Origin of the sequence: Paenibacillus motobuensis (genome assembly GCF_039521865.1) — a bacterium.
Lineage (GTDB): Bacteria > Bacillota > Bacilli > Paenibacillales > Paenibacillaceae > Fontibacillus > Fontibacillus motobuensis.
Window position 1 is genome coordinate 20,046 of the sequence record NZ_BAAACX010000013.1, and the last position, 20,742, is coordinate 40,787.

Sequence of the window (20,742 nt, forward strand, 5' to 3'; positions counted from 1 at the left end):
TCGTATTTCTTCTAATTGTACCTTGCCACAGGTCGTCTTGAAACAAGTAAATTGCCAGAAGTACGATAATGGAATAACTTCTTTGGCAACCTGGTCGCAAGATGTACGGCAATCATGAAATCCGCAATCTTAAACAAGCAAAAACGGTCCCCCGTCTATGACGAACGAATCCGTTTCTGGCAATGGATACAAATAGAAAAGCGGCTTGGCCGCCCACAATGGACGGCGCCGCTAGTCATTATCATCTTCACATTCGCCCGATCTTAACGCCTAGAACGAAGTGTCGAACTGTTCTTGGTCTTGAACAGATGAATATTATCGAGAGCACGGCCCGTACCAATTGCTACGCAATCCAGTGGATTATCTGCAACAATGACAGGCATTCCTGTCTCACTAGCAAGCAGCTTATCCAGATTGCGAAGCAGCGCGCCTCCGCCTGTAAGCACAATACCTCGATCCATAATGTCGGCCGCAAGCTCTGGCGGGCATTTCTCAAGCGTTACTTTTACAGCATCAACAATCGCACTTACCGTATCATTAAGTGCTTCTGTAATCTCATCGGAGGTGATTGTGATCGTCTTCGGCAATCCGGTAACCAAGTCGCGTCCGCGGATTTCCATCGTCTCAACCTTCTCCAACGCGAGCGCAGAACCGACATCCATCTTAAGCTGCTCGGACGTTCTCTCCCCGATCATTAAATTATATTGACGTTTGATATATTGAATGATCGATTCATCCATTTCATCACCGGCTACACGTACCGATTTGCTCGTTACGATCCCGCCGAGGGAGATGACAGCAACCTCTGTCGTACCGCCACCGATATCCACGACCATACTACCTGTCGGTTCCCATACCGGGAGATCGGCACCAATCGCTGCAGCAAAAGGCTCCTCGATGGTATAAGCCTCACGGGCACCCGCCTGCTTCGTCGCATCTTCTACAGCACGCTGCTCCACCGCTGTAATTCCCGAAGGCACACACACCATTACGTTAGGATGGCGTTGGAACATCGAACGTTGTTTTTGTGCCTGACGAATGAAATATTTGATCATCGTTGCCGTCGTATCGAAATCCGCGATAACTCCATCCTTCATCGGACGGATCGCACGGATATTGCCCGGAGTTCTACCGATCATCTTCTTAGCTGACTCCCCTACGGCTACGATATTCTTATTATCAGTATGGATGGCAACCACCGAGGGCTCCCTCACAATAATTCCTTTGCCACGGATATAAACAAGGGTATTCGCAGTCCCCAAATCAATTCCTAAATCCTTCGAAAAGCCACCAAACATGCTGTAATCTTCCTTTCTTCCTGTATCTAATCAATTATATTACATCAAACCCTGCTCCTTCAAACTTACGAATTGACCGTCTCCAATCACGACGTGATCGAGCACATCAATTCCCACAATCTCGCCAGCTTCACACAAGCGACGCGTCATCCGGATGTCCTCCGGACTAGGCGTCGGATCTCCACTTGGGTGATTATGAGCACAGACGATCGATGCACTGCTGCATTTAATAGCAGCACGAAACACTTCGCGAGGATGAACAATCGATGCGTTCAGGCTTCCTACGGAAAGCGTCTCTTGAGCAATGATATGATTCTTTGTATTCAAAAAAAGACATACAAAATGTTCCTTAGATAAATACCTAAGCTGTTCCATCAGTATATCGGCCGCATCATGAGGACTACGAATACTTACCGCCTCTGGCAAGCGCGATTTGGCCAGCCTCTGTCCAAGTTCAATCCCAGCCTTGATCTGTACAGCCTTCGCCATACCGATCCCCTTCATCTTGGTCAATTCCTCCAGGCTAAGATCTACCAGGCCGCGAATACCGCCGATATCGGCAAGAATCCGCTGCGCCATGTGGACGGCCGACTCATTCTTCGTTCCGGTCCGCAGCAATATCGCTAACAACTCAGCTTGACTTAGCGCCCTTGCTCCGTTTTTCATCATCCGTTCACGCGGGCGCTCCTCGCTAGGAAAGTCACGCAGCATATAAGGTGTCATATTCATAAATGAATCCCTCTCTTCCGAATATTAGTTGCCAAGTCCTTATGGACCATTGACACAAACTCAATTCGGAAGGATATGCTTTATCACTTCCTAGATTAAACGGATCTTCAATTGTTTTTGTTACATTTCTACAATACTCTTACTCCAAATTGGCCAAGCATATCTACAAGTAACGATAACGGTAAGCCGACAACATTGAAATAGCAACCTTCTATACCCGTAACAATCGTTGCTCCCAAGCCTTGAATCGCGTAAGCACCGGCTTTATCGAGTCCTTCTCCGCTAGCTGCATAAGCTTCAATCTCGCGCTCATTCAGCGGCTTCATCGTGACGATCGTTGAACGATAGTCAACGAGGGTCTCTCCCGTCCGGCTATCTATGCAAGCGACTCCTGTATACACGATATGGCTCCTGCCCTGAAGAGAACGCAGCATCTCAGCAGCTTCCTGCTCATTCTGCGGCTTACCTAGCACGGCCCCATCCCTGACGACAATCGTATCGCTTCCGACGATAATTCCTGCGGAATCTCCGTCGAATGATGTAGAATGATATACCGCTTCGGCTTTCCGTCTGGCAAGTTCCTGTACAATTTGCTCTGGTGTCCACTTCTCCGATGTGCTCTCATCAGCATTGCTAGGAACAATGTCAAAGGGAATACCTAAGGTAGCAATCAATTCCCGGCGACGCGGTGAGGTCGATGCCAAAATAATATGGCGTGGTATATTGGATTCCAAGACTAGGTCTCTCCTTCAAGCATTAAAATAGGGGTAAATATCAAATAATGACGATATAACATACTAATCTGTTGTCAACCTCGCCATTTTTTGACACTTCATTATTATAAGGTTATTTCACCCGCAATACAAACACAAAAAAGGCAGGGGGAACTATTTCCAATTCCCTTTCCTGCCTGATTCATCATTATTCCTATGCTTTCCATCTATTTTAACTATGAAGCAGTTCTTGCTCGCTTAGAATGAAGTGCATCAGTTCATCTTGCACTTCCCACAAAAGCGATTTGGAAGGCTTCTTGTTGTATTCGGACAACGCTTCAATAGCGCTGTTCATCGACTTCTCCATGGTGCCCGTCATCGCTTCCGAATTTGCCGATATATTACCGCGAACCGCTGCAGCGCTCTCTGTCCATAGCTGGTGCTTCTGGCTTAGCTCCGCAATTTCGTTCGCGCTCTGTGGACCTGGGTCGGATTCGCTTAGTCTTGCAGCCGAGAATGTGCTGAGAAGCTCCACTAGTTCAGCACTCTGTGCCATATATTGTTCAAGCGGCTTGGTATCTCCCTCATACTCCAGCATCGCTGAAGCTGGTAGGGTTATCTCATGCAAGATCAGATTGACTCCGGCTGATTTAAGCTGACTGCTCAGCAGTTTGGCCTGTTCCCGGTCGACGGATACCCCTGCATATACCCGCTTAGTATCTACCGTATCTCTCGCCGCTGCAACTCCCGAAGATTGTAGTTCCTTCTGGGCTAGCTCAACGCCTTGAGCCGTACTGAACACGCCATATTGAAGGAAATAATAGGTTTCGGACGGCAAGGCGATATTCGCTAGCTCCTTGGGGTTAGCATCCCCCTTCTCTTCTTCAATGATCTGTCCCATGACAGGGATATCTGTGGATTGCCCGGCTGCCGACTGCTTCGGCACATTAATGCCGGGAATCGGCAGGGTTATCTCCTGATTGAAGATGGATAGAACTACAAAACCGAATAAAGCTCCAGTCACAATGGCTCCGGTTACCGACCCGGCCATCTTCCACCAAGAGTTTTTAGGAGGTCTGGTAGAACTGGAGGGGACAACAACTCCTCCTGCCCCGGTGTATTCTGAGAATGGGTCGCTATAGTCTACTAGGGTCTCGACAGTACGGAATGCACCCTGTGTACGATCGATGCCATATTCGTCATACTCTGAATTCGAATGCAGCGATTCCTCTGGATTAGCTTGTCCCAATACGGGGTAAACCTCGACGCTACGGGGCGCTAGTGTATGATCTTCTAGGCTGGAATTGGTAGGTGTACGAACTGCTGAGGTTTGAATATACTTATCATCATCTTGCTCTCTTTCATGCACTTCCTGCGTCCTATCAAAAATGGATGCTCCTCCGTCATTCTTATGAATCCAAGCCTGATACAATGGTTCCTCAGATACGATCTCCTTGCCCTGCTTGTCAAACCGAAAGGTCATTTTCGCCTTGTTCACGATCCGCACGCTCCTTGTCCATTCTCCTAACATACCTTATGTCCAGTAGCCGGAATATATGCTCTCCAAAGGACAAGTTATGAAAAAAGAACGGTTCAGACGGCGTAAAAATTTTATGAACGGATACACGAAGTGCAGGCACATATCAAAGAACCTCCATATTCATATGCAAACACATGAACATGGAGGTTTTCTCTCCGAACCAATTTTTCAAATGCGAATAAGCTATTGGGAGATTCGCTTGGATAATTCGTCCCCAACTCTCCAGATATCGCCAGCCCCCATGGTGAGTACAAGATCCCCAGGTTGAAGTCGGTTCTCCAGATCAGCAATCACGTCCTGCTTCGTAGGCAAGTATCTTGCCCCGGCATTGCTGTTCTCCTTAATCAATTCAACCAGCTTCGAGGAGTTAATCCCCTCGATTTGCTTCTCTCCGGCTGGTGAATAAATATCGGTAATGATTACCTCATCCGCACCACCAAAGGCTCTGCTAAAGGCATCAAGCAGGAAGAAGGTTCTCGTATAACGCTGCGGCTGGAACACAGCGATAATCCGCTTGCCGGTCGCTTTAGAGGCAGCGATTGTGGCTTCGATCTCTGTCGGATGATGGGCATAATCATCGATAATGAGGATGCCCTTACTATCGCCAAGGACCTGAAAGCGACGCTTGGCTCCATGAAAATGCTTGATTGCTGCAGCGATCTCCACAAACGGAACTCCTGCCTCCAAACAGACAATAACCGCCGCCATGGAGTTATACACATTATGCTTACCTGGAACCGACAACTCTACCGTTCCAAGCTTCTCGTCACCACGCTTCATTGTATACGACACATATCGATCGCCAAGCTCCATATCCTCAGCGTTATAATCACAGACAGAGTCAATTCCATAAGTAATGATATTGCAGTTCAACTTAGGCAATAATTCGCCCAGAATATCGTCATCGCCACATACGATAGCTGCCCCGTCCGGCTTAATCTGATTAAGGAATTGCACGTACGCTTCCTTGAGCTGTCCGAAATCCCCGCCGTAATTCTCCAGATGATCCGCCTCAATATTCGTTACAATTCCTAGCGAAGGATGGTATTGAAGAAATGAGCCATCGCTCTCGTCTGCCTCAGCAACGACGTATTTCCCTTGTCCTGCCTTGGCATTTGTACCGATATCCAGGATTTCTCCGCCAATAATATATGTTGGATCAATTCCACATTGCTCCATCACAAGTGCGATCATTGATGAAGTCGTCGTCTTTCCGTGAGCTCCGGCAACCGCCACTCCTGTCCGTTCGTTAAGCAGACGGGCCAGCATTTGTGAACGATGTAGAACCGGGATTCCCCGTTCCTGCGCTTCAACCCGTTCTACATTGTCCTTTGGAAGAGCCGTCGAATATACGACCAGATCGGCGCCGTCAACTTGCTCAGCCGTATGGCCGATATAGACCTTGGCTCCCTTCGCCTTCAGCTTCTCGATCAATTCCTGGGAAGCTACATCTGAACCGGTTACCTTATAGCCCATCTCCAGCATTACACGTGCGATGGCGCTCATTCCGTAACCGCCGATACCTATAAAATGTACATGTTGTTCTCTAGTATTTAACAATATGGTCACCAGCCTTTTTCAGAATCGGTGTGATGTAAGAGAGTCGCGCGCACGTCAGAAATCATGTACAACGTACCTGTAACCACTCCTAAATCCTCCCGTTCCGTCCGCGACATCAATAGCTCTAAAGCCTTTTTCCAGTCGCGTTCTACGATAATTTCCAAGTTTTCTTTTGCTTTTGTTTCTTTAAGCTGCTCCACAATACTATGGAGCGCCTCCACATCCATTTTCTTACGAAAATCAGGCTCGGTCAAAATAAGCGTATCCACTATTGGTAATATATGCTCCAAGTAGCCACGATGATGCTTATTTGCCAGCATGCCCATCATCAAATTCAGCTTGCGATACTTATAGATGTCCGGAATGCTTCTGGCTAACATCTGAGCTCCTTCCGGATTATGCGCCCCATCGAGCACAATACGAGGCTCGTTGTTCACCTGTTCCATTCTTCCTGCCCAAGCCGTACTGCGGAAGCCAGACAGGATCGCTTCATCCTCAAGCGCAAAAGCCATATACTGACGAAGCACCTCAAGTACCATCATGACCCCGGCCGCGTTCTTGCATTGATGTTCACCAAGCAGCGAGAGCTTCAGCACAAGCTCCCGGAACGGACCATGAAAGTCCATGGATTGCTCATGATCATCACCCTCTAGCCGTTCATAGGTGAACTGTTCTCCAAGCAAGTATAGGGTAGATCGCTGCTCTTGAGCTGTCCTGCGTAGCACTTCGATCGCTTCCGGCTGTTCTACACAGCTCACGACAGGAACACCGGGCTTGATGATCCCGGCCTTCTCACTAGCAATCTGCTCTATGGTATCGCCTAATACATCGGTATGGTCCATGCCGATATTTGTAATCAACGAGACGATAGGCGTAACAATATTTGTTACATCCATCCTTCCCCCGAGACCTGTCTCCCATACTACGACATCAGGATAACATTCTTCTGCAAAATATAAAATCGCAATCGCTGTACTTACCTCGAACATCGTTGGCGAACCTAGCTCTGAATCGGCGATTTCCTCTACAAGAGGCAGGATCCGATTCGATAACGATACCAGAGTAGCCTCCGGAATGTCTTGACCATTAAATTGAAATCGGTTTGTAAACTTGGTGATATAAGGAGAAGTAAAGGTCCCTACATCAAAACCGGCCTTCATTAACGTAGATGTTAGAAAAGCGCATGAAGAACCCTTGCCATTCGTTCCTGCAACATGGATAAATTTCAGCTTGCGCTGTGGGTTGCCGAGACGCTCCATCATGAGCTCAATACGCTCCAGTCCTGGACGGATCCCGAACGCAATTAGCCCATTAATCCATTCTACCGCTTCGTTATAATCCTGCAGAGATTGCTTGTTTCCTTCCTCAGTATGAGCCCCCATGAAATTCACCTTCGTCTATGATTTATAAAGAGGTAGTTCAAAAAGTCCGCTTTTGATAAGAAAACCTGATCGAGGTCGTTCAAGGATGAGCGACCGCGATTCAAAGGTAGGTTTTCTTGCGATATAGAATTTCATCAGCTATGCTGATAACTTATAAATTCTATATCTAACACGAAGTAATATCAGTGGAGTGATCTCGGCATCGAATCTTGAATTCAGCCGGGTCTAAGCGAATGCTTACGAAGTCATGTTTCCTTCGGAAACATCTCAAGTGCTCACGTACCCACTACGTACGCTCCGCTCCTCAGACCCTAGCTTCATCCAACCTTCTTGGTGCTGAAAACCGACCTTTTGAACAATATATAGTTAAAATTATGGATTGCAGGATGCCTGTTCCCTGATCCAAATCCTTACGCCTCAGCGCAGAACAATCGGACTGTTACCTCTGATAACAATCCGATTGTTCTATTGCAAGGACGTAGAGGCAATGGCACTAGGCTTTTAATTCATTGATTCTTGCAAGCACCTTGTCGCGTTTGGCAGAGTAATCATTCATCTTAGCACGCTCTTCTTCAATCACCTTGGCAGGTGCTTTAGAGACAAAGCCTTGATTGGACAATTTCTTCTCCACACGTTCTACTTCTTTATTCAAGTGGTCAATTTCTTTCTCCAGACGAGCGATTTCCTGACTGATATCGATCAGGCCGGCCAGCGGCAGATACAATTCCGCTCCTGTGACAATCGCTGTCATTGCTTTATCCGGCGCTTCTACCTTCAGTGAAGCTTCGTAATCGGACGTGTTACAGAACCGGCGAACATAGTGTTCGTTACGGCTAAGGATGTCAAGCAACTCAGAGGAGCCCGGCTTAACGATCAACTCGATTTTCTTGCTCATCGGTACGTTCACTTCAGCACGAATGTTGCGAACCGAGCGAATAATATCGATCAGTAGATTCATTTCCTGAACTGCATCCGGCGCTTCCATTGCAGGGTCATACGTAGGCCATTCAGCCAAAGTAATCGTATCGCCACTGTGCGGCAAATGCTGCCATATTTCCTCGGAAATATACGGCATGAACGGATGGATCAGTCTCAGCGTACGATCGAGCACATAAGCAAGCACCGATTGTGTCTTGCGTTTGGCATCCGCATCTTCACCATAGAAGCTCAGCTTCGCGAATTCAATATACCAGTCGCAGAGATCATCCCAGATGAAATTGTACAATACACGGCCGGTTTCGCCAAATTCATAGGAATCGATTAGACGAGTTACATCCCGAGCTGTCTCATTAAAGCGATGCAAAATCCAACGATCTGAAGTCGAAAGGTTGCCGCTGATGTCGATGTCCTCATAGGACACTCCTTCCATGTTCATCAGAGCAAAGCGCGAAGCATTCCAGATCTTATTGGCGAAATTTCGCGCTTGTTCTACACGCTCCCAATGGAAGCGAACGTCCTGACCAGGCGTACTGCCCGTCGAGATCATATAGCGCATTGCATCAGCGCCGTATCTCTCGATAATATCGAGCGGATCTACCCCGTTACCCAGGGATTTGGACATCTTCTTGCCCTCGCTGTCGCGAACAAGCCCATGCATTAATACATGCTTAAACGGCATTTTGCCTGTAAACTCAAGCGAAGTAAAGATCATACGAGCCACCCAGAAATAAATAATATCATATCCGGTAACAAGTACGTCCGTTGGGAAATAACGTTTGAAATCTTCGCTCTCCTCATTTGGCCATCCTAGCGTCGAAAACGGCCACAAGGCAGAGCTGAACCATGTATCCAGTACATCCTCATCCTGTTTAAGGTCATCCCGTCCGAGCTTGGCGCGGGCTTCTTCCTCGCTGCGGGCAACAACCATCTCTCCGGTCTCTTCGCTATACCAGGCCGGAATACGATGTCCCCACCATAATTGTCTAGAAATACACCAGTCGCGAACATTCTCGATCCAGTGCAGGTAGGTCTTCTCGAACCGTTCTGGAACGAATTCTACACCTTTGCCCGAGTTTTGCTCTGCAATTGCAGCCTCAGCGAGCGGCTTCATTTTGACGAACCATTGCAGGGACAAATAAGGCTCTATAACTGCCCCGGTCCGTTCACTATGGCCTACCTGATGCAGGTGATCCTCAATTCTAATCAATACGCCCATATCCTGTAAATCTTTCACGATCTGCTTGCGGCATTCACTGCGATCCAGGCCCACATACTTGCCAGCCGCATCGTTCATCTTACCGCTCTCGTCCATGACGATAATCTGCGGCAGATCATGGCGTTGCCCTACCTCGAAGTCATTCGGGTCATGAGCCGGGGTGATCTTAACTGCACCGCTACCGAATTCCTTGTCGACATATTCATCAGCGATGATCGGAATTTCTCGGTCCACAATTGGCAGAACAAGCGATTTGCCGATCAAATGGCTATAGCGCTCATCCTTAGGATGAACAGCGACAGCTGTATCACCGAGCATCGTCTCCGGACGTGTCGTGGCAACTGTAATATACCCGTCCCCATCCTTAAGCGGATATTGAAGATGATACAAGTGTCCGTTAACTTCCTTGTACTCCACTTCAATATCGGACAAGGCCGTACGAGCAACTGGGTCCCAGTTGATGATATATCTGCCTTTATAAATCAGACCCTTCTCATACAGCTTCACGAATACTTCGCGAACAGCCTGAGACAGACCCTCATCAAGCGTAAACCGCTCGCGGGAATAGTCAAGCGACAGACCCATTTTGGCCCATTGTTCATGGATCGTATTGGCATACTGCTCCTTCCATTCCCACACTTTCTCAAGGAACTTCTCACGGCCCAGGTCATATCGGCTTATCCCTTGCTCACGCAGCTTCTGCTCCACTTTGGTCTGAGTCGCGATTCCCGCATGGTCCGAGCCTGGCAGCCATAAGGCATCATAGCCCTGCATCCGCTTGGTACGGATCAATATATCCTGCAGCGTGAAGTCAAGCGCATGTCCAATATGCAGCATACCCGTTACGTTAGGTGGTGGAATTACGATCGTAAAAGGCTCGGCTTCAGGCCGCATGCCCGCTTTAAAGAACTCATTCTCCATCCAGTAACGATACCATTTATTCTCCGCGGCTTTCGGATCATAAGTCGTTGGCATTTCTGCCATTGTTTGTGGTGCTTGGTTTTCTGTCATTTTTGCTTCAACCTCCATTACAATTCAACGTAGCCTAGGCGAATTCAGGCCAACAAGTTCAAGAAGCCTGTAATTATTCGCGACGGCAGAAAACACAAAAAGCCTCTCGTCTCAAAGGACGAAAGGCTTTATCTTTCGCGGTACCACCTTTGTTTCGCAAGATGCCTGGCATCCGCCTGGCGATTCAGTCAAGCATGGCTTGTCGCTTGCGACACTTATACAGATAACGGCTGCAACCGGCCCGCTCTAATGGTGAGACATCACCAGTTCAAACGGACGACTCCCGGGCGACTTCGGATAGCAGTATCCTGCGGAATCTTCCAGCGACACAACTCCGCTCTCTGAAGGGCTCACTTCCTACTCTTCCCGTTCCAAGTCTTTACATTTAGTGTGTTCAGAAAATCTTATTTTGATAACAAATATGTGTCTTAGAAAATAAGAAATAGCATATCTTTGTAAAATCTATATTATCATAACGTGGATGAGGCTGTGAGTCAATATGACAAACGCACAAGCCCACTTAAAAGTTGGCTGAAGCAAAAAGGACCATCCAGATTGAACCTTAACGGTCCTCTGAATAGTCCTGCAGACGCTCCTTCACCTGCCTGTGCATTGCGGAGCTTCAATATAATATCAAGGGATATATAACACTTGTCCTTCAGCCAGATTATGCTCGGACAGACGGTTATACAGCTGCAGTTCGCGCGTGCTAAGCTGGTAGCGCTCCGCAATATCATCCAGCGTCTCTTCCCGCTGCACGATCACGAGGCGAACCTTACGGAACGGAGTTTGATCCTCTGTATTGCCCAGGAACAGGCTCTTCCAACGGACCTCTTCTCCTTCTTCCTGATCAGGGATGACAATAGCTTCCTCGAAGTAATCTACACCATTATCCTTATCTGGACGATTGTTTATCAGCTTGCTGATGCCAAAGCCTTCATCGCGATCCTTGCTATCGTGCTTCTTGCTGCCAAAGGCAACCTTCAGCTCCTTCTTCCCTTCCTGAGCATGCGCTCCTTCTTCCTTCTCTTGTTCAACACTTTCCTCAAATACTTCTACAGCCTCTGCATCTTCAACCTCTGCGGTAACATCCTCCACTTCAGCCTCTGCATAGCTGTCTGTCTTCAATACAGCTTCCGCCTCATCCGCTCGTTCGGAATGGGCATTCACTTGCTCTTGATCTTCAGACCATACTGTCGAATCAGGCTCCTCTGCCTCTTCCCACTCCGCAGTCTCCAACGGACGCTCCACTTCATTAAGCCCCTTGTCCGCCGTAAATGTCGGTGTCAATAACGGAGCTGAGTCAAGCCATGATAACGTCTCCTCATTCTGTTCTTCGTGCTGCTCACGGGCCCCGTCCTGCTGTTCGGATGAGAAAGCTTCCTGTACAACATATGAATGATCTACCGAAACTTTAGGCAACTGATACGAGTAATTGTCCTGCTGGGACTGAACCTCCTCCACTTCTTCCGCTCCGAGAACCGGTTCATGCGCGGCTACATACTCCCTGTCCATCCATTCTTCCGCGTCTGAACGCATAGTGGCCGTCTCAATTCCCTGCAAAGATAGAACTCCCGTAATATTCAAGCTGCGAGCGCTAAGCAAATCTACGTCGAAATTTTCGATTTCCACCGTAATCTCCTCTAGCTTGTTAACCCGACTGAGTGGAACCGTAATCTCAACAGGGATCCAATGCTCCAGCTCCCGACTCTCTCCCTCACCGCGATAAAGGCCTGACAACAGTAAATGACCGCGCAGAGCCGCATATTCATCACCGGGATATACTTGGATTTTCGGAAAAAGTTCAATCTCCTCCAGTTCCTCGATGCCGATCACATCTTCGGATAGATGGACGCGCTCGTAAACATCAAAACGCAGGCCGTAGGAATGATCAACCAAGAACACTACCTCCTTTTTTAGCAAATCCGAATATGACCCACATCCCCTTAAGAGGTTGTTCAAAAAGTCCTTTTTGAACACGTACATAAAGATGGATGGTCCAAATCTTCGCTCATTCTATCTATATGCTAAAAAAAGAAGAGCATGCCTTCTATTTCGGCATGCTCTTTCAGATCAATATATAACTAGGACAAGGCCAACTGCTCTCGCAATCGAAGCCACTCCTGAGGCCAAGGATCATCTACTCGAATCAATTCTCTTGTAAGCGGATGGGCAAAGATTAGACTCTCGCCATGCAGCGCTTGGTAGGGAAGTAGCTTCGTGCTGCCTCCATATAGAGCATCTCCAAGTAGAGGATGCCCGGCATAACTTAAATGAACGCGGATTTGATGCGTTCTTCCGGTCTCCAGTGTCAATCGGACTATGCTCGCCTGATTCAGCGTCTCCACCAGTTCAACATGCGTAACCGCTCTTTGCCCGGAAGGAGAGACACGGCGGCGCTGATTATGGTGCCGGTCCCGCCCAATCGGCTCATCAATGATTCTAAGCGCAGGACTTACTATCCCTTGTACTAGCGCAACATATACCCTAGAGATCTCTTTCCGTGCCATCGCCGCATCAAGCTTAAGCTGTGCATAAGCATTCTTCGCGTACAGCACAGGACCGGACGTATATTCATCCAGCCGATGAATATGGAGCGGGGCGGCCTTCTCTCCACGTTCCGCATAAATAGCAGATACTCGGTTCGCCAGTGTAGGTTCGCGGCTTTCTCCGTCCGGATGAACCTTAATCCCCGTAGACTTATGTACGACGAGACAAAAGTCATCCTCATACAAGATCTCCGGAGGAGTGCCCATTGGCTCAAAAGAAGATTGCTTCGGCGGGAACAAAAGCAGACGGAGGCGATCCCCCGCCAGCTTGATGCCGCCCTCAGCTTCAAGCGTCTTCAATAGCTTGGGCGGCGCTGCTAGTTCATCGTGCAGCCAGGCCATAACCGCTTCATATCGTCCGCCATTCTCCGGCACTGGCAGCCTGCCAGGCATCAGCTCCAGCCATTCACCCCGCCTCTGCCCTGCCGACTTCAGACTCACAGTCGTCTCAGCGCATTGCGATGCGCTTCAATGGTCAGCTCGATATCTTCATCTGTATGCACGCCCGAGATGAACATGCCTTCAAATTGAGATGGCGCAACATTAATTCCTTCCTCAGACAGCGCCGCGAAGTAGCGGCGGAATAGGCCCAGGTCACTGGTCTTAGCCGTCTCAAAGTTGACAACTGTCTGGTCGGTCAGGAAAGGACACATCATTGAACCAACACGGTTGATCGTGCAAGGGAGTCCACGCTCCTTCACATTTGCCGTAAAGCCTGCCTCCAATTTGGCTGACAAGTTCTCAAGACGATCATATACTTCTGGAGTCAAGAGAGATAAAGTCGTGAAGCCAGCAGTCATTGCCAGCGGATTACCGCTCAATGTTCCCGCTTGATAAATAGGACCAGACGGAGCAATCTGTTCCATGATCTCCTTCTTACCGCCATATGCCCCGACAGGCAAGCCGCCTCCGATGACTTTACCCAGACAGGTCAAATCCGGTGTGATGCCGAAGCGACCTTGTGCGCAGTTCAAGCCTACGCGGAATCCGGTCATGACTTCATCGAAAATAAGCACGCTGCCATATTCTGTAGTCAAACGACGCAGACCTTCAAGGAAGCCTGGCTGTGGCGGTACAACGCCCATATTACCGGCTACCGGCTCAACAATGACACCAGCAATCTCTTCGCCAAAGCGCTTGAATGCCAGCTCAACCGATTCCAGATCATTGTAAGGTACAGCGATCGTGTTAGAAGCAACCCCTTCGGGAACGCCAGGACTGTCCGGGAGGCCTAATGTCGCAACTCCGGAGCCAGCCTTGATCAGTAGACTATCCGCATGACCGTGATAAGAGCCTTCAAATTTCAAAATCTTGCTTCTGCCTGTATATCCCCGAGCTAGCCGGATAGCGCTCATCGTCGCTTCCGTACCTGAGTTAACCATCCGTACGATATCGATGGATGGTACGCGCTCTACGACCAGCTTTGCCATCTCAGTCTCTAGCAAAGTAGGCATGCCGAAGCTTGTCCCCTTGGCAGCAGCCTCTTGGAGCGCCTTTACCACTTCAGGATGAGCATGGCCCATAATGAGTGGTCCCCAGGAACCCACATAGTCGATGTAGCTGTTGCCGTCGATATCATATACTCTTGAACCGGAGGCGTGCTCCGCATAAATCGGTGTTAATCCGACGGACTTGTAAGCCCGCACTGGACTATTCACACCTCCAGGCAAATATTGCTTTGCTTCCTCAAAAGCCGTATAGGAACGTCCATCCTGCTTGCGTCCGAGCTTTTCATTCATTGCAGCTTCACTCCTCACCTTGTTCGGTAGAATCTATTGGAATCAATTATTTGCCTTCACGCAGCCAGCTCGCAGCATCCTTGGCAAAATACGTAATGATGATATCCGCGCCAGCCCGCTTCATGCCAAGCAGCATTTCCGTTACAATTGCGCGTTCGTTGATCCAGCCCTGCATCGCAGCAGCTTTAACAAGGGAGTATTCACCGCTGACATTGTAAGCGACAAGTGGCAGATCGAATTGATCGCGAACGACACGAAGCACATCGAGGAAGGCCAGAGCCGGCTTCACCATCAGCATATCGGCACCCTCTAGCACATCAGACTCGGCTTCACGCAGTGCTTCGCGAACATTGGCCGGGTCCATCTGATATGTCTTGCGGTCTCCGAACTGCGGAGCCGAATCAGCTGCCTCACGGAATGGTCCGTAGAATGCAGAAGCATATTTCACGGAATATGCCATAATCGGCACCTGGCTGAAACCTGCTTCATCCAACCCTGCACGGATCGCTGCGACATAGCCGTCCATCATGTTAGATGGAGCGATAATGTCCGCTCCTGCCTCCGCTTGGGAGACCGCCGTGCGAACCAACAATTCCAGCGATTCATCATTCAGCACATCGCCGCACACATGCCCGTCGCGCTCATAGGTATGCACCATGCCGCAATGCCCATGATCTGTGAACTCGCATAAGCAAGTGTCAGCCACAACGAGCAGATCCGGATACAGCGATTTGATCTTGCGTGTAGCCTGCTGCACGATGCCGTCCTCGGCGTAAGCTCCCGAGCCTACACTGTCCTTGGACTCCGGTATACCGAATAGCAATACTGCACTGATTCCCAGTTCGGCAATCTCCTTAATTTCTTGTTCCAACGTATCCAACGAAAATTGATATACCCCGGGCATCGAAGTTATTTCATTCTTAATCCCATTGCCAGGAACGACAAAGATCGGTTGAATGAAATCATCCACAGTTAATACCGTCTCACGCACTAGGCCACGAATGCCCGCAGTTTGGCGCAAACGGCGATGTCTTACAATTGGAAAAGCCATATATAATTCCTCCTAATTCTATAAGTAGGTTAACGGTCGTGTTGAATTTTGCGCTTGCTTCCAGGTACATAGTCCAGCCACCAGGCTTGGAATCGTAGACTCCTCAGCGATTACCGCCACGTTCAATCCAGCTTGCTCTGCCGTCTTCGCAGTAACTGGACCGATACAGCAAATTGCTGCACCTGCAAGCGCCTGAACAGGATCAGCTATTCCCATCCTGCTCAGAGCCGACAGGAAATTGGTCACCGTCGACGAACTGGTGAAGGTAACAGCATGAATTCCGCCCTGCTCCAGCAGCTTAAGCAATTCATCGTCTTCATCCCCGGTCGGTACGGTCTCGTACATAACCGCATCCGTCACGCTGAGTCCTCTGTCCTGAAGCACCTCAGCCAGCCAGGCCCGAGCCAGGTTGCCACGGGGAAGAAGCACTTTCTGACCGGCCAGCAATTGCTGATCAAAAGCTTCGAACAAACCTTCAGCCTGAAAATGGCTAGGTAGCTCCTCAGCAGCAATTCCGTAATGGCGCAGCGCTTCCTTGGTCGCTGGACCAACCGCGGCAATGCGGGCGGCGTGCAGTGCGCGAATGTCTTTTCCAAGTCTGTCCAGATGCCTGAAGAAATACTCTACCCCATTGACGCTCGTGAAAAACACCCAATCATACTGATCCAAATCCTCTAGGGCCTTAGACGTCGCATTTAAATATTCCGAATTAAGCATCACCGTCTCAATGACCGGAAATTCATAGGTTTCTCCGCCCAACTCTTCGATCTGCTTCACTAATTCGCTTGCTTGGGAACGGGAACGGGTCACCAGAAATCTCGCGCCGAAGAGAGGCATATCCTCGGCCCACTTCAGCAGCTCGCGCTGCCGGACCGCCTCGCCGACGACGATCACAGCAGGTGATTCGAATTTTGCGGCGAGTACCTTCTGTTCGATATCTTCCAGCGTGCCGATCAATACGGCCTGCTCCGCGCGGGTCCCCCAGCGAATAAGAGCAACCGGTGTCTCCGGCGGCCTGCCATGTTTGATTAGCTGCGTAGCGATATGGCCGATTTTGGCTAATCCCATCATAAAGACGAGTGTACCCGTAGCCTGGGTCAACTTGGCCCAATCAATCGATAGATCCAGCTTGTCTTGACTCTCATGTCCGGTAATGATCGATAAGGATGAAGCAATATCTCGATGGGTAACGGGAATACCAGCATAAGCTGGGACAGCAATCGCTGCGGTTATACCCGGAACGATCTCATACGGAATCTTGTGCTGCCGCAGCAGACCGGCCTCTTCACCGACGCGACCAAAGATCGTCGGATCTCCACCCTTGAGACGGACCACAATCTTGCCTGACAACGCGAGATCAACAAGCAGTTGATTAATCTCTTCCTGCTTCATCGTGTGTCGGTTCACTGTCTTGCCTACATAAATCTTCTCGGTGCCGCGCTTCGTCCGCGTCAAGAGGCTCGGATTCGCCAGCCGATCATATACGACTACGTCCGCTTTCTCCAGGCACTCCAGCCCCTTCAGTGTAATTAAGCTCGCATCACCTGGGCCTGCGCCAACTAAATATACTTTACCTGCTCCAGCCATTCCTCCATCACTCCCTGGCCCCGGCCAATATTCGATCTGCACCTTGTAGAATCAATTTCTGTGCTACATCCTCCCCAAGCTGGATCGGGTTGTCTCCGGTAAGGCTTTCTTTCAGGATCAGGCTTCCGTCAGGTGCACCGACCATTCCGGTCAAAGTCATCAATCCTGTACCCGATCCAGCCGCCACTCCGTCAGCAGCTCCGTTCCACACCGCAAAGGCCCCAATCGGAACCTGGCAGCCGCCGTTCAATACAGCGAGGAAGCGCCGCTCCGCAGTAACGGTAAGCGAAGTAATGTGATCGTTATACAAAGACAGCAGGATCTTGAGCTCAGCATCATCTTCACGGCACTCTAGTCCAAGAGCCCCTTGTCCAACTGCCGGAAGACAGACATCAACCGGCAACAGTGAAGAAATTCGATCTTCCCAACCCATCCGCTTGAGCCCGGCCGCTGCTAGAATAATCGCGTCGAAACCTTCTGTCTCCAGCTTGCGCAGACGGGAATCAATATTTCCACGAATCGATTCCAGCTGTAAGTCAGGTCGCTTCGCACGAAGCTGACTGGAACGACGCAGGCTGCTCGTACCTACCTTAGCGCCATGCGGTAGTTCCTCCAAGGAGAGCCCCTCTTTGGAGATTAACGCATCCCTGGGTTCAACCCGCTGCGGAATGGCTCCATTAATGAGCCCCTCTGGAAGCTCGGAAGGCATATCCTTCATGCTATGTACAGCAAGGTCAATCTCCTTGTCGAGCATAGCCTGCTCGATCTCTTTGACAAACAAGCCTTTACCGCCTACTTTGGACAGAGTCACATCTAGAATACGGTCGCCCTTCGTCACGATCTTGCGAATTTCAAACTTGAACGGGAGCCCATGCTCCGCACAGAGCTTCTCCAGGGCATCAATAACCTGTCCCGTCTGGGTTAGAGCTAATTGGCTCTGTCTTGTTCCGACAACTATCGTACGCTTCGTCATTCCTTACTCCTCCTGCTGAACATTTATCCAAGATAACAGTTCGTCCTCACTGCTTAGTGAGAACTCACCGGTCCGTATTTCCTTCAAAACATCGATCGCAGCCAATTTCTTGAATAACAGCTTCCTTCGCGAGATATCCTGTACTCGCTTCTTAATCACCAGTCTGGCCCATGACAAAAAACGGATATATTCCTCATACTCATCCCCGAACTGCTCCTCGATCTCGGCGCTTACTCTCTTGGCTGCCTCTGGCGCTGCACCGGAAGTAGATACGGCAACGATTAGTTCTCCTCGCCTAAAAGAGCTAGGCGTAATAAATGATCCCTGCGCGCCCTCCCCAGAGTGGTTAACCATAATCCCCAACTTATGAGCCTCAGCGACAATCTGATCGTTGACAAACGGCTGATCTGTTACGGCAAAGACCATAAAAGCTCCCTGCAAGTCACCTTGCTCATAGCAGCGCTCGTTCCAGGCAATCTGCCCCTGTTCCCAAGCTTGCTGAAGCTTGGATGTAAGCCTCGGGCTGACGATCAGAATCTCAGCTCCAGCGAGCTGTAGTGTCGCCACCTTCCGTTCTGCAACAAGACCCCCACCCACCAGAATGCATTTGCGGCCTTGAAGATCAAGCATGATAGGGATATAATGCGCCATCCAACAACCACTCCCGAGTCCACTTTGGATAAGAGAACCAATAATCGAGTTCAGTTTTCTTGAACTCGTAGCGTAAAATATGATAATGAGTATAGGATACCCTACCCTGTCGTATTTTGCCATCGAGCTTTTGCTTTCGAAGAATCAGCCTGTAAATCTTTTTCGATAAAAAACAAGCCCCGCTGCCGTTCCGCCTAACTCTCCTGCCTGCAAATGGTGCGGTGGCAATTAGAATCAAAGCAGTGGCCTCAGGGCAAAGCATTCTTTAAGAGGTTATTTAAAAAGTCCCCCTTTTAAACATTCACTTAATATATATAAAATGTTTAGACCGAAGCCTTCATCATCGGAACAGGCACCTTATCCGGACTAACTTCCAAGCTAACTGTTATTGGTTCCGGGACCGGGGCCTCGACTGCCGGCGTCTCCATAGATGCGCTCTGCTCTTCAAGCTGCTCCTCCAGAGCAAATATCTTGGTGAACATATCCAGCGCCGCCAGACCATTCTCTTCCCCGCTCATTTCCTTGATCCGTTTAATTGGATCATGCATCATCTGATTAACGATGCTCTTTGTTAGACGGGTAATAACTTTACGCTCCCGTTCATCCAAGTCAGGCAGCTTATTGAACAAGCTGTCCAATGTGCTTGCATGAATCGCAGACGATTTCTCCTGTAAGGCTCGAATAACCGGCTGAACACCCAAAGTCTGCAACCAACTGGTAAATGCAGCAATCTCCTCTTCAATCATCCGCTCGATAATGATAGCCTCCCCGCGGCGCATTTCCATATTACTCTCAACGATCCCTTCCAGATCATCAATGTCATAGAGGAACACATTCGGAAGCTCGGCAATCGACGGCTCGATATCACGCGGTACAGCAATATCAATAATGAACAACGGACGATCCGGACGGAGCTCCATGCTCTTGGTTACCTGCGCTGAAGTAAGCACATATCCTTCTGCTCCAGTAGAGCTAATCAGAATATCCACTTCAGATAATCGCCGCATCGCCTCCTGCATCGTGCATGGCGTTCCGTCGAACTTACTAGCCAGCTCTTGCGCTCGAGTAAAGGTTCGGTTTGCAACAAGTACTTCTTCCGTACCCCCGCCGCTTAAATGCTTCGCTGTCAGTTCACTCATCTTCCCGGCGCCAAGGATCAGAACCCGCTTCCCAGAGAAGCTGCCGAATACCCGCTTGCCTAGCTCCACTGCCGCGTAGCTAACCGAGACCGCACTCTCGCCAATCGCCGTCTCTGAGTGAGCACGTTTGCCGAGAGTAATCGCCTGTTTGAACAACATATTGAACCATTTGCCGGTAGCCTTCTCACCTTGTGCAAGCAGAAAAGCACTGCGTACCTGGCCAAGAATTTGAGTCTCTCCAAGCACCATGGAATCCAGCCCGCTTGCCACTCTGAACAAATGACGAACCGCTTGCTCCTCTTCGTACATATATAAATGCTTGGTAAATTCCTCACGCGGAATACCAAACCACTTCTCCATAAAACTACGAATGAAATATCCGCACATATGCAGCCGATCAACAACTACATAGATTTCAGTGCGGTTGCAGGTGGCAAGGATTACTCCTTCCATCACACTTTTGGTACGTGTTAATTCCAGCAGCGCCTGCGGCATATCCTGTTCTGAAAATGCAAAACGTTCTCTGACCTCCACAGGTGCCGTCCGATAATTTAGTCCGACAACGACAATGTGCATAGAAGTTCACCTGCCTCCACAAGACTTAAAGAGGATACATTCAAAAAGTCCAACTTTTTGAACTCTCACTTAAAGCATGAATACAAAAC

Annotated in this window: 15 protein-coding genes and 1 other annotated feature; all 15 genes read right to left on the minus strand. The window is 49.3% G+C overall.

Going from position 1 to position 20,742, the window contains the following annotated elements; genetic code table 11:
* Positions 1-263: 263 nt before the first annotated feature.
* The gene (locus ABD014_RS14820) at positions 264-1,298 is read right to left on the minus strand and encodes a rod shape-determining protein (protein WP_068778123.1); all 1,035 of its coding nucleotides are present in this window, start codon (positions 1,296-1,298) and stop codon (positions 264-266) included.
* A gap of 39 nt (positions 1,299-1,337) precedes the next feature.
* Positions 1,338-2,027, minus strand: coding sequence for a RadC family protein (gene radC / locus ABD014_RS14825; RefSeq protein WP_343862398.1), 690 nt, complete (start codon positions 2,025-2,027; stop codon positions 1,338-1,340).
* A 128-nt stretch (positions 2,028-2,155) separates the two neighbouring features.
* Positions 2,156-2,761, minus strand: coding sequence for a Maf family protein (locus tag ABD014_RS14830; protein ID WP_343862400.1), 606 nt, complete (start codon positions 2,759-2,761; stop codon positions 2,156-2,158).
* 211 nt (positions 2,762-2,972) lie between these two features.
* Positions 2,973-4,238 (minus strand): SPOR domain-containing protein, encoded by a 1,266-nt coding sequence (locus tag ABD014_RS14835; protein WP_343862402.1) that lies wholly within the window; start codon positions 4,236-4,238, stop codon positions 2,973-2,975.
* Between the two features lie 225 nt (positions 4,239-4,463).
* On the minus strand, positions 4,464-5,840 hold the full coding sequence (murC, locus tag ABD014_RS14840; RefSeq protein WP_379340644.1) for a UDP-N-acetylmuramate--L-alanine ligase: 1,377 nt from the start codon (positions 5,838-5,840) through the stop codon (positions 4,464-4,466).
* Positions 5,841-5,845: 5 nt separating this feature from the next.
* Positions 5,846-7,222, minus strand: coding sequence for a bifunctional folylpolyglutamate synthase/dihydrofolate synthase (locus ABD014_RS14845; protein ID WP_343862406.1), 1,377 nt, complete (start codon positions 7,220-7,222; stop codon positions 5,846-5,848).
* 493 nt (positions 7,223-7,715) lie between these two features.
* Entirely contained in the window at positions 7,716-10,388 is a 2,673-nt protein-coding gene (locus ABD014_RS14850) for a valine--tRNA ligase (protein WP_343862408.1), read from the minus strand.
* Positions 10,389-10,499: 111 nt separating this feature from the next.
* Positions 10,500-10,771: a binding site (T-box leader), on the minus strand.
* 250 nt (positions 10,772-11,021) lie between these two features.
* Positions 11,022-12,287, minus strand: a complete 1,266-nt coding sequence (locus ABD014_RS14855) for a LysM peptidoglycan-binding domain-containing protein (RefSeq protein ID WP_343862411.1) — start codon at positions 12,285-12,287, stop codon at positions 11,022-11,024.
* Positions 12,288-12,472: 185 nt separating this feature from the next.
* Positions 12,473-13,378: an RluA family pseudouridine synthase gene (locus ABD014_RS14860; RefSeq protein ID WP_343862413.1), complete on the minus strand. Its 906-nt coding sequence runs from the start codon at positions 13,376-13,378 to the stop codon at positions 12,473-12,475.
* The gene (gene hemL / locus ABD014_RS14865) at positions 13,375-14,676 is read right to left on the minus strand and encodes a glutamate-1-semialdehyde 2,1-aminomutase (RefSeq protein WP_343862415.1); all 1,302 of its coding nucleotides are present in this window, start codon (positions 14,674-14,676) and stop codon (positions 13,375-13,377) included. The genes ABD014_RS14860 and hemL overlap by 4 nt, the downstream gene beginning before the upstream one ends.
* Positions 14,677-14,722: 46 nt before the next feature.
* A complete protein-coding gene (gene hemB / locus ABD014_RS14870) occupies positions 14,723-15,727 on the minus strand; it encodes a porphobilinogen synthase (RefSeq protein WP_343862417.1) in 1,005 nt (334 codons plus the stop codon).
* Positions 15,728-15,745: 18 nt separating this feature from the next.
* A complete protein-coding gene (gene cobA / locus ABD014_RS14875) occupies positions 15,746-17,314 on the minus strand; it encodes a uroporphyrinogen-III C-methyltransferase (protein ID WP_343862419.1) in 1,569 nt (522 codons plus the stop codon).
* Between the two features lie 7 nt (positions 17,315-17,321).
* Positions 17,322-18,287 carry a hydroxymethylbilane synthase gene (gene hemC / locus ABD014_RS14880; protein WP_343862422.1) on the minus strand — a complete coding sequence of 322 codons (966 nt, stop codon included), beginning with the start codon at positions 18,285-18,287 and terminating at the stop codon, positions 17,322-17,324.
* 3 nt (positions 18,288-18,290) lie between these two features.
* On the minus strand, positions 18,291-18,938 hold the full coding sequence (locus ABD014_RS14885) for a precorrin-2 dehydrogenase/sirohydrochlorin ferrochelatase family protein (RefSeq protein ID WP_343862424.1): 648 nt from the start codon (positions 18,936-18,938) through the stop codon (positions 18,291-18,293).
* 323 nt (positions 18,939-19,261) lie between these two features.
* The gene (gene hemA, locus ABD014_RS14890) at positions 19,262-20,653 is read right to left on the minus strand and encodes a glutamyl-tRNA reductase (protein ID WP_343862427.1); all 1,392 of its coding nucleotides are present in this window, start codon (positions 20,651-20,653) and stop codon (positions 19,262-19,264) included.
* Between the last annotated feature and the right edge of the window lie 89 nt (positions 20,654-20,742).

What these genes read in the sequence shown, in the direction of transcription:
- hemA (WP_343862427.1), bottom strand. Translation starts at nt 20,653, where the DNA reads ATGCACATTGTCGTTGTCGGACTAAATTATCGGACGGCACCTGTGGAG.
- ABD014_RS14845 (WP_343862406.1), bottom strand. Translation starts at nt 7,222, where the DNA reads ATGGGGGCTCATACTGAGGAAGGAAACAAGCAATCTCTGCAGGATTAT.
- ABD014_RS14820 (WP_068778123.1), bottom strand. Translation starts at nt 1,298, where the DNA reads ATGTTTGGTGGCTTTTCGAAGGATTTAGGAATTGATTTGGGGACTGCG.
- hemB (WP_343862417.1), bottom strand. Translation starts at nt 15,727, where the DNA reads ATGGCTTTTCCAATTGTAAGACATCGCCGTTTGCGCCAAACTGCGGGC.
- ABD014_RS14850 (WP_343862408.1), bottom strand. Translation starts at nt 10,388, where the DNA reads ATGACAGAAAACCAAGCACCACAAACAATGGCAGAAATGCCAACGACT.
- radC (WP_343862398.1), bottom strand. Translation starts at nt 2,027, where the DNA reads ATGAATATGACACCTTATATGCTGCGTGACTTTCCTAGCGAGGAGCGC.
- hemL (WP_343862415.1), bottom strand. Translation starts at nt 14,676, where the DNA reads ATGAATGAAAAGCTCGGACGCAAGCAGGATGGACGTTCCTATACGGCT.
- cobA (WP_343862419.1), bottom strand. Translation starts at nt 17,314, where the DNA reads ATGGCTGGAGCAGGTAAAGTATATTTAGTTGGCGCAGGCCCAGGTGAT.
- hemC (WP_343862422.1), bottom strand. Translation starts at nt 18,287, where the DNA reads ATGACGAAGCGTACGATAGTTGTCGGAACAAGACAGAGCCAATTAGCT.
- ABD014_RS14885 (WP_343862424.1), bottom strand. Translation starts at nt 18,938, where the DNA reads ATGGCGCATTATATCCCTATCATGCTTGATCTTCAAGGCCGCAAATGC.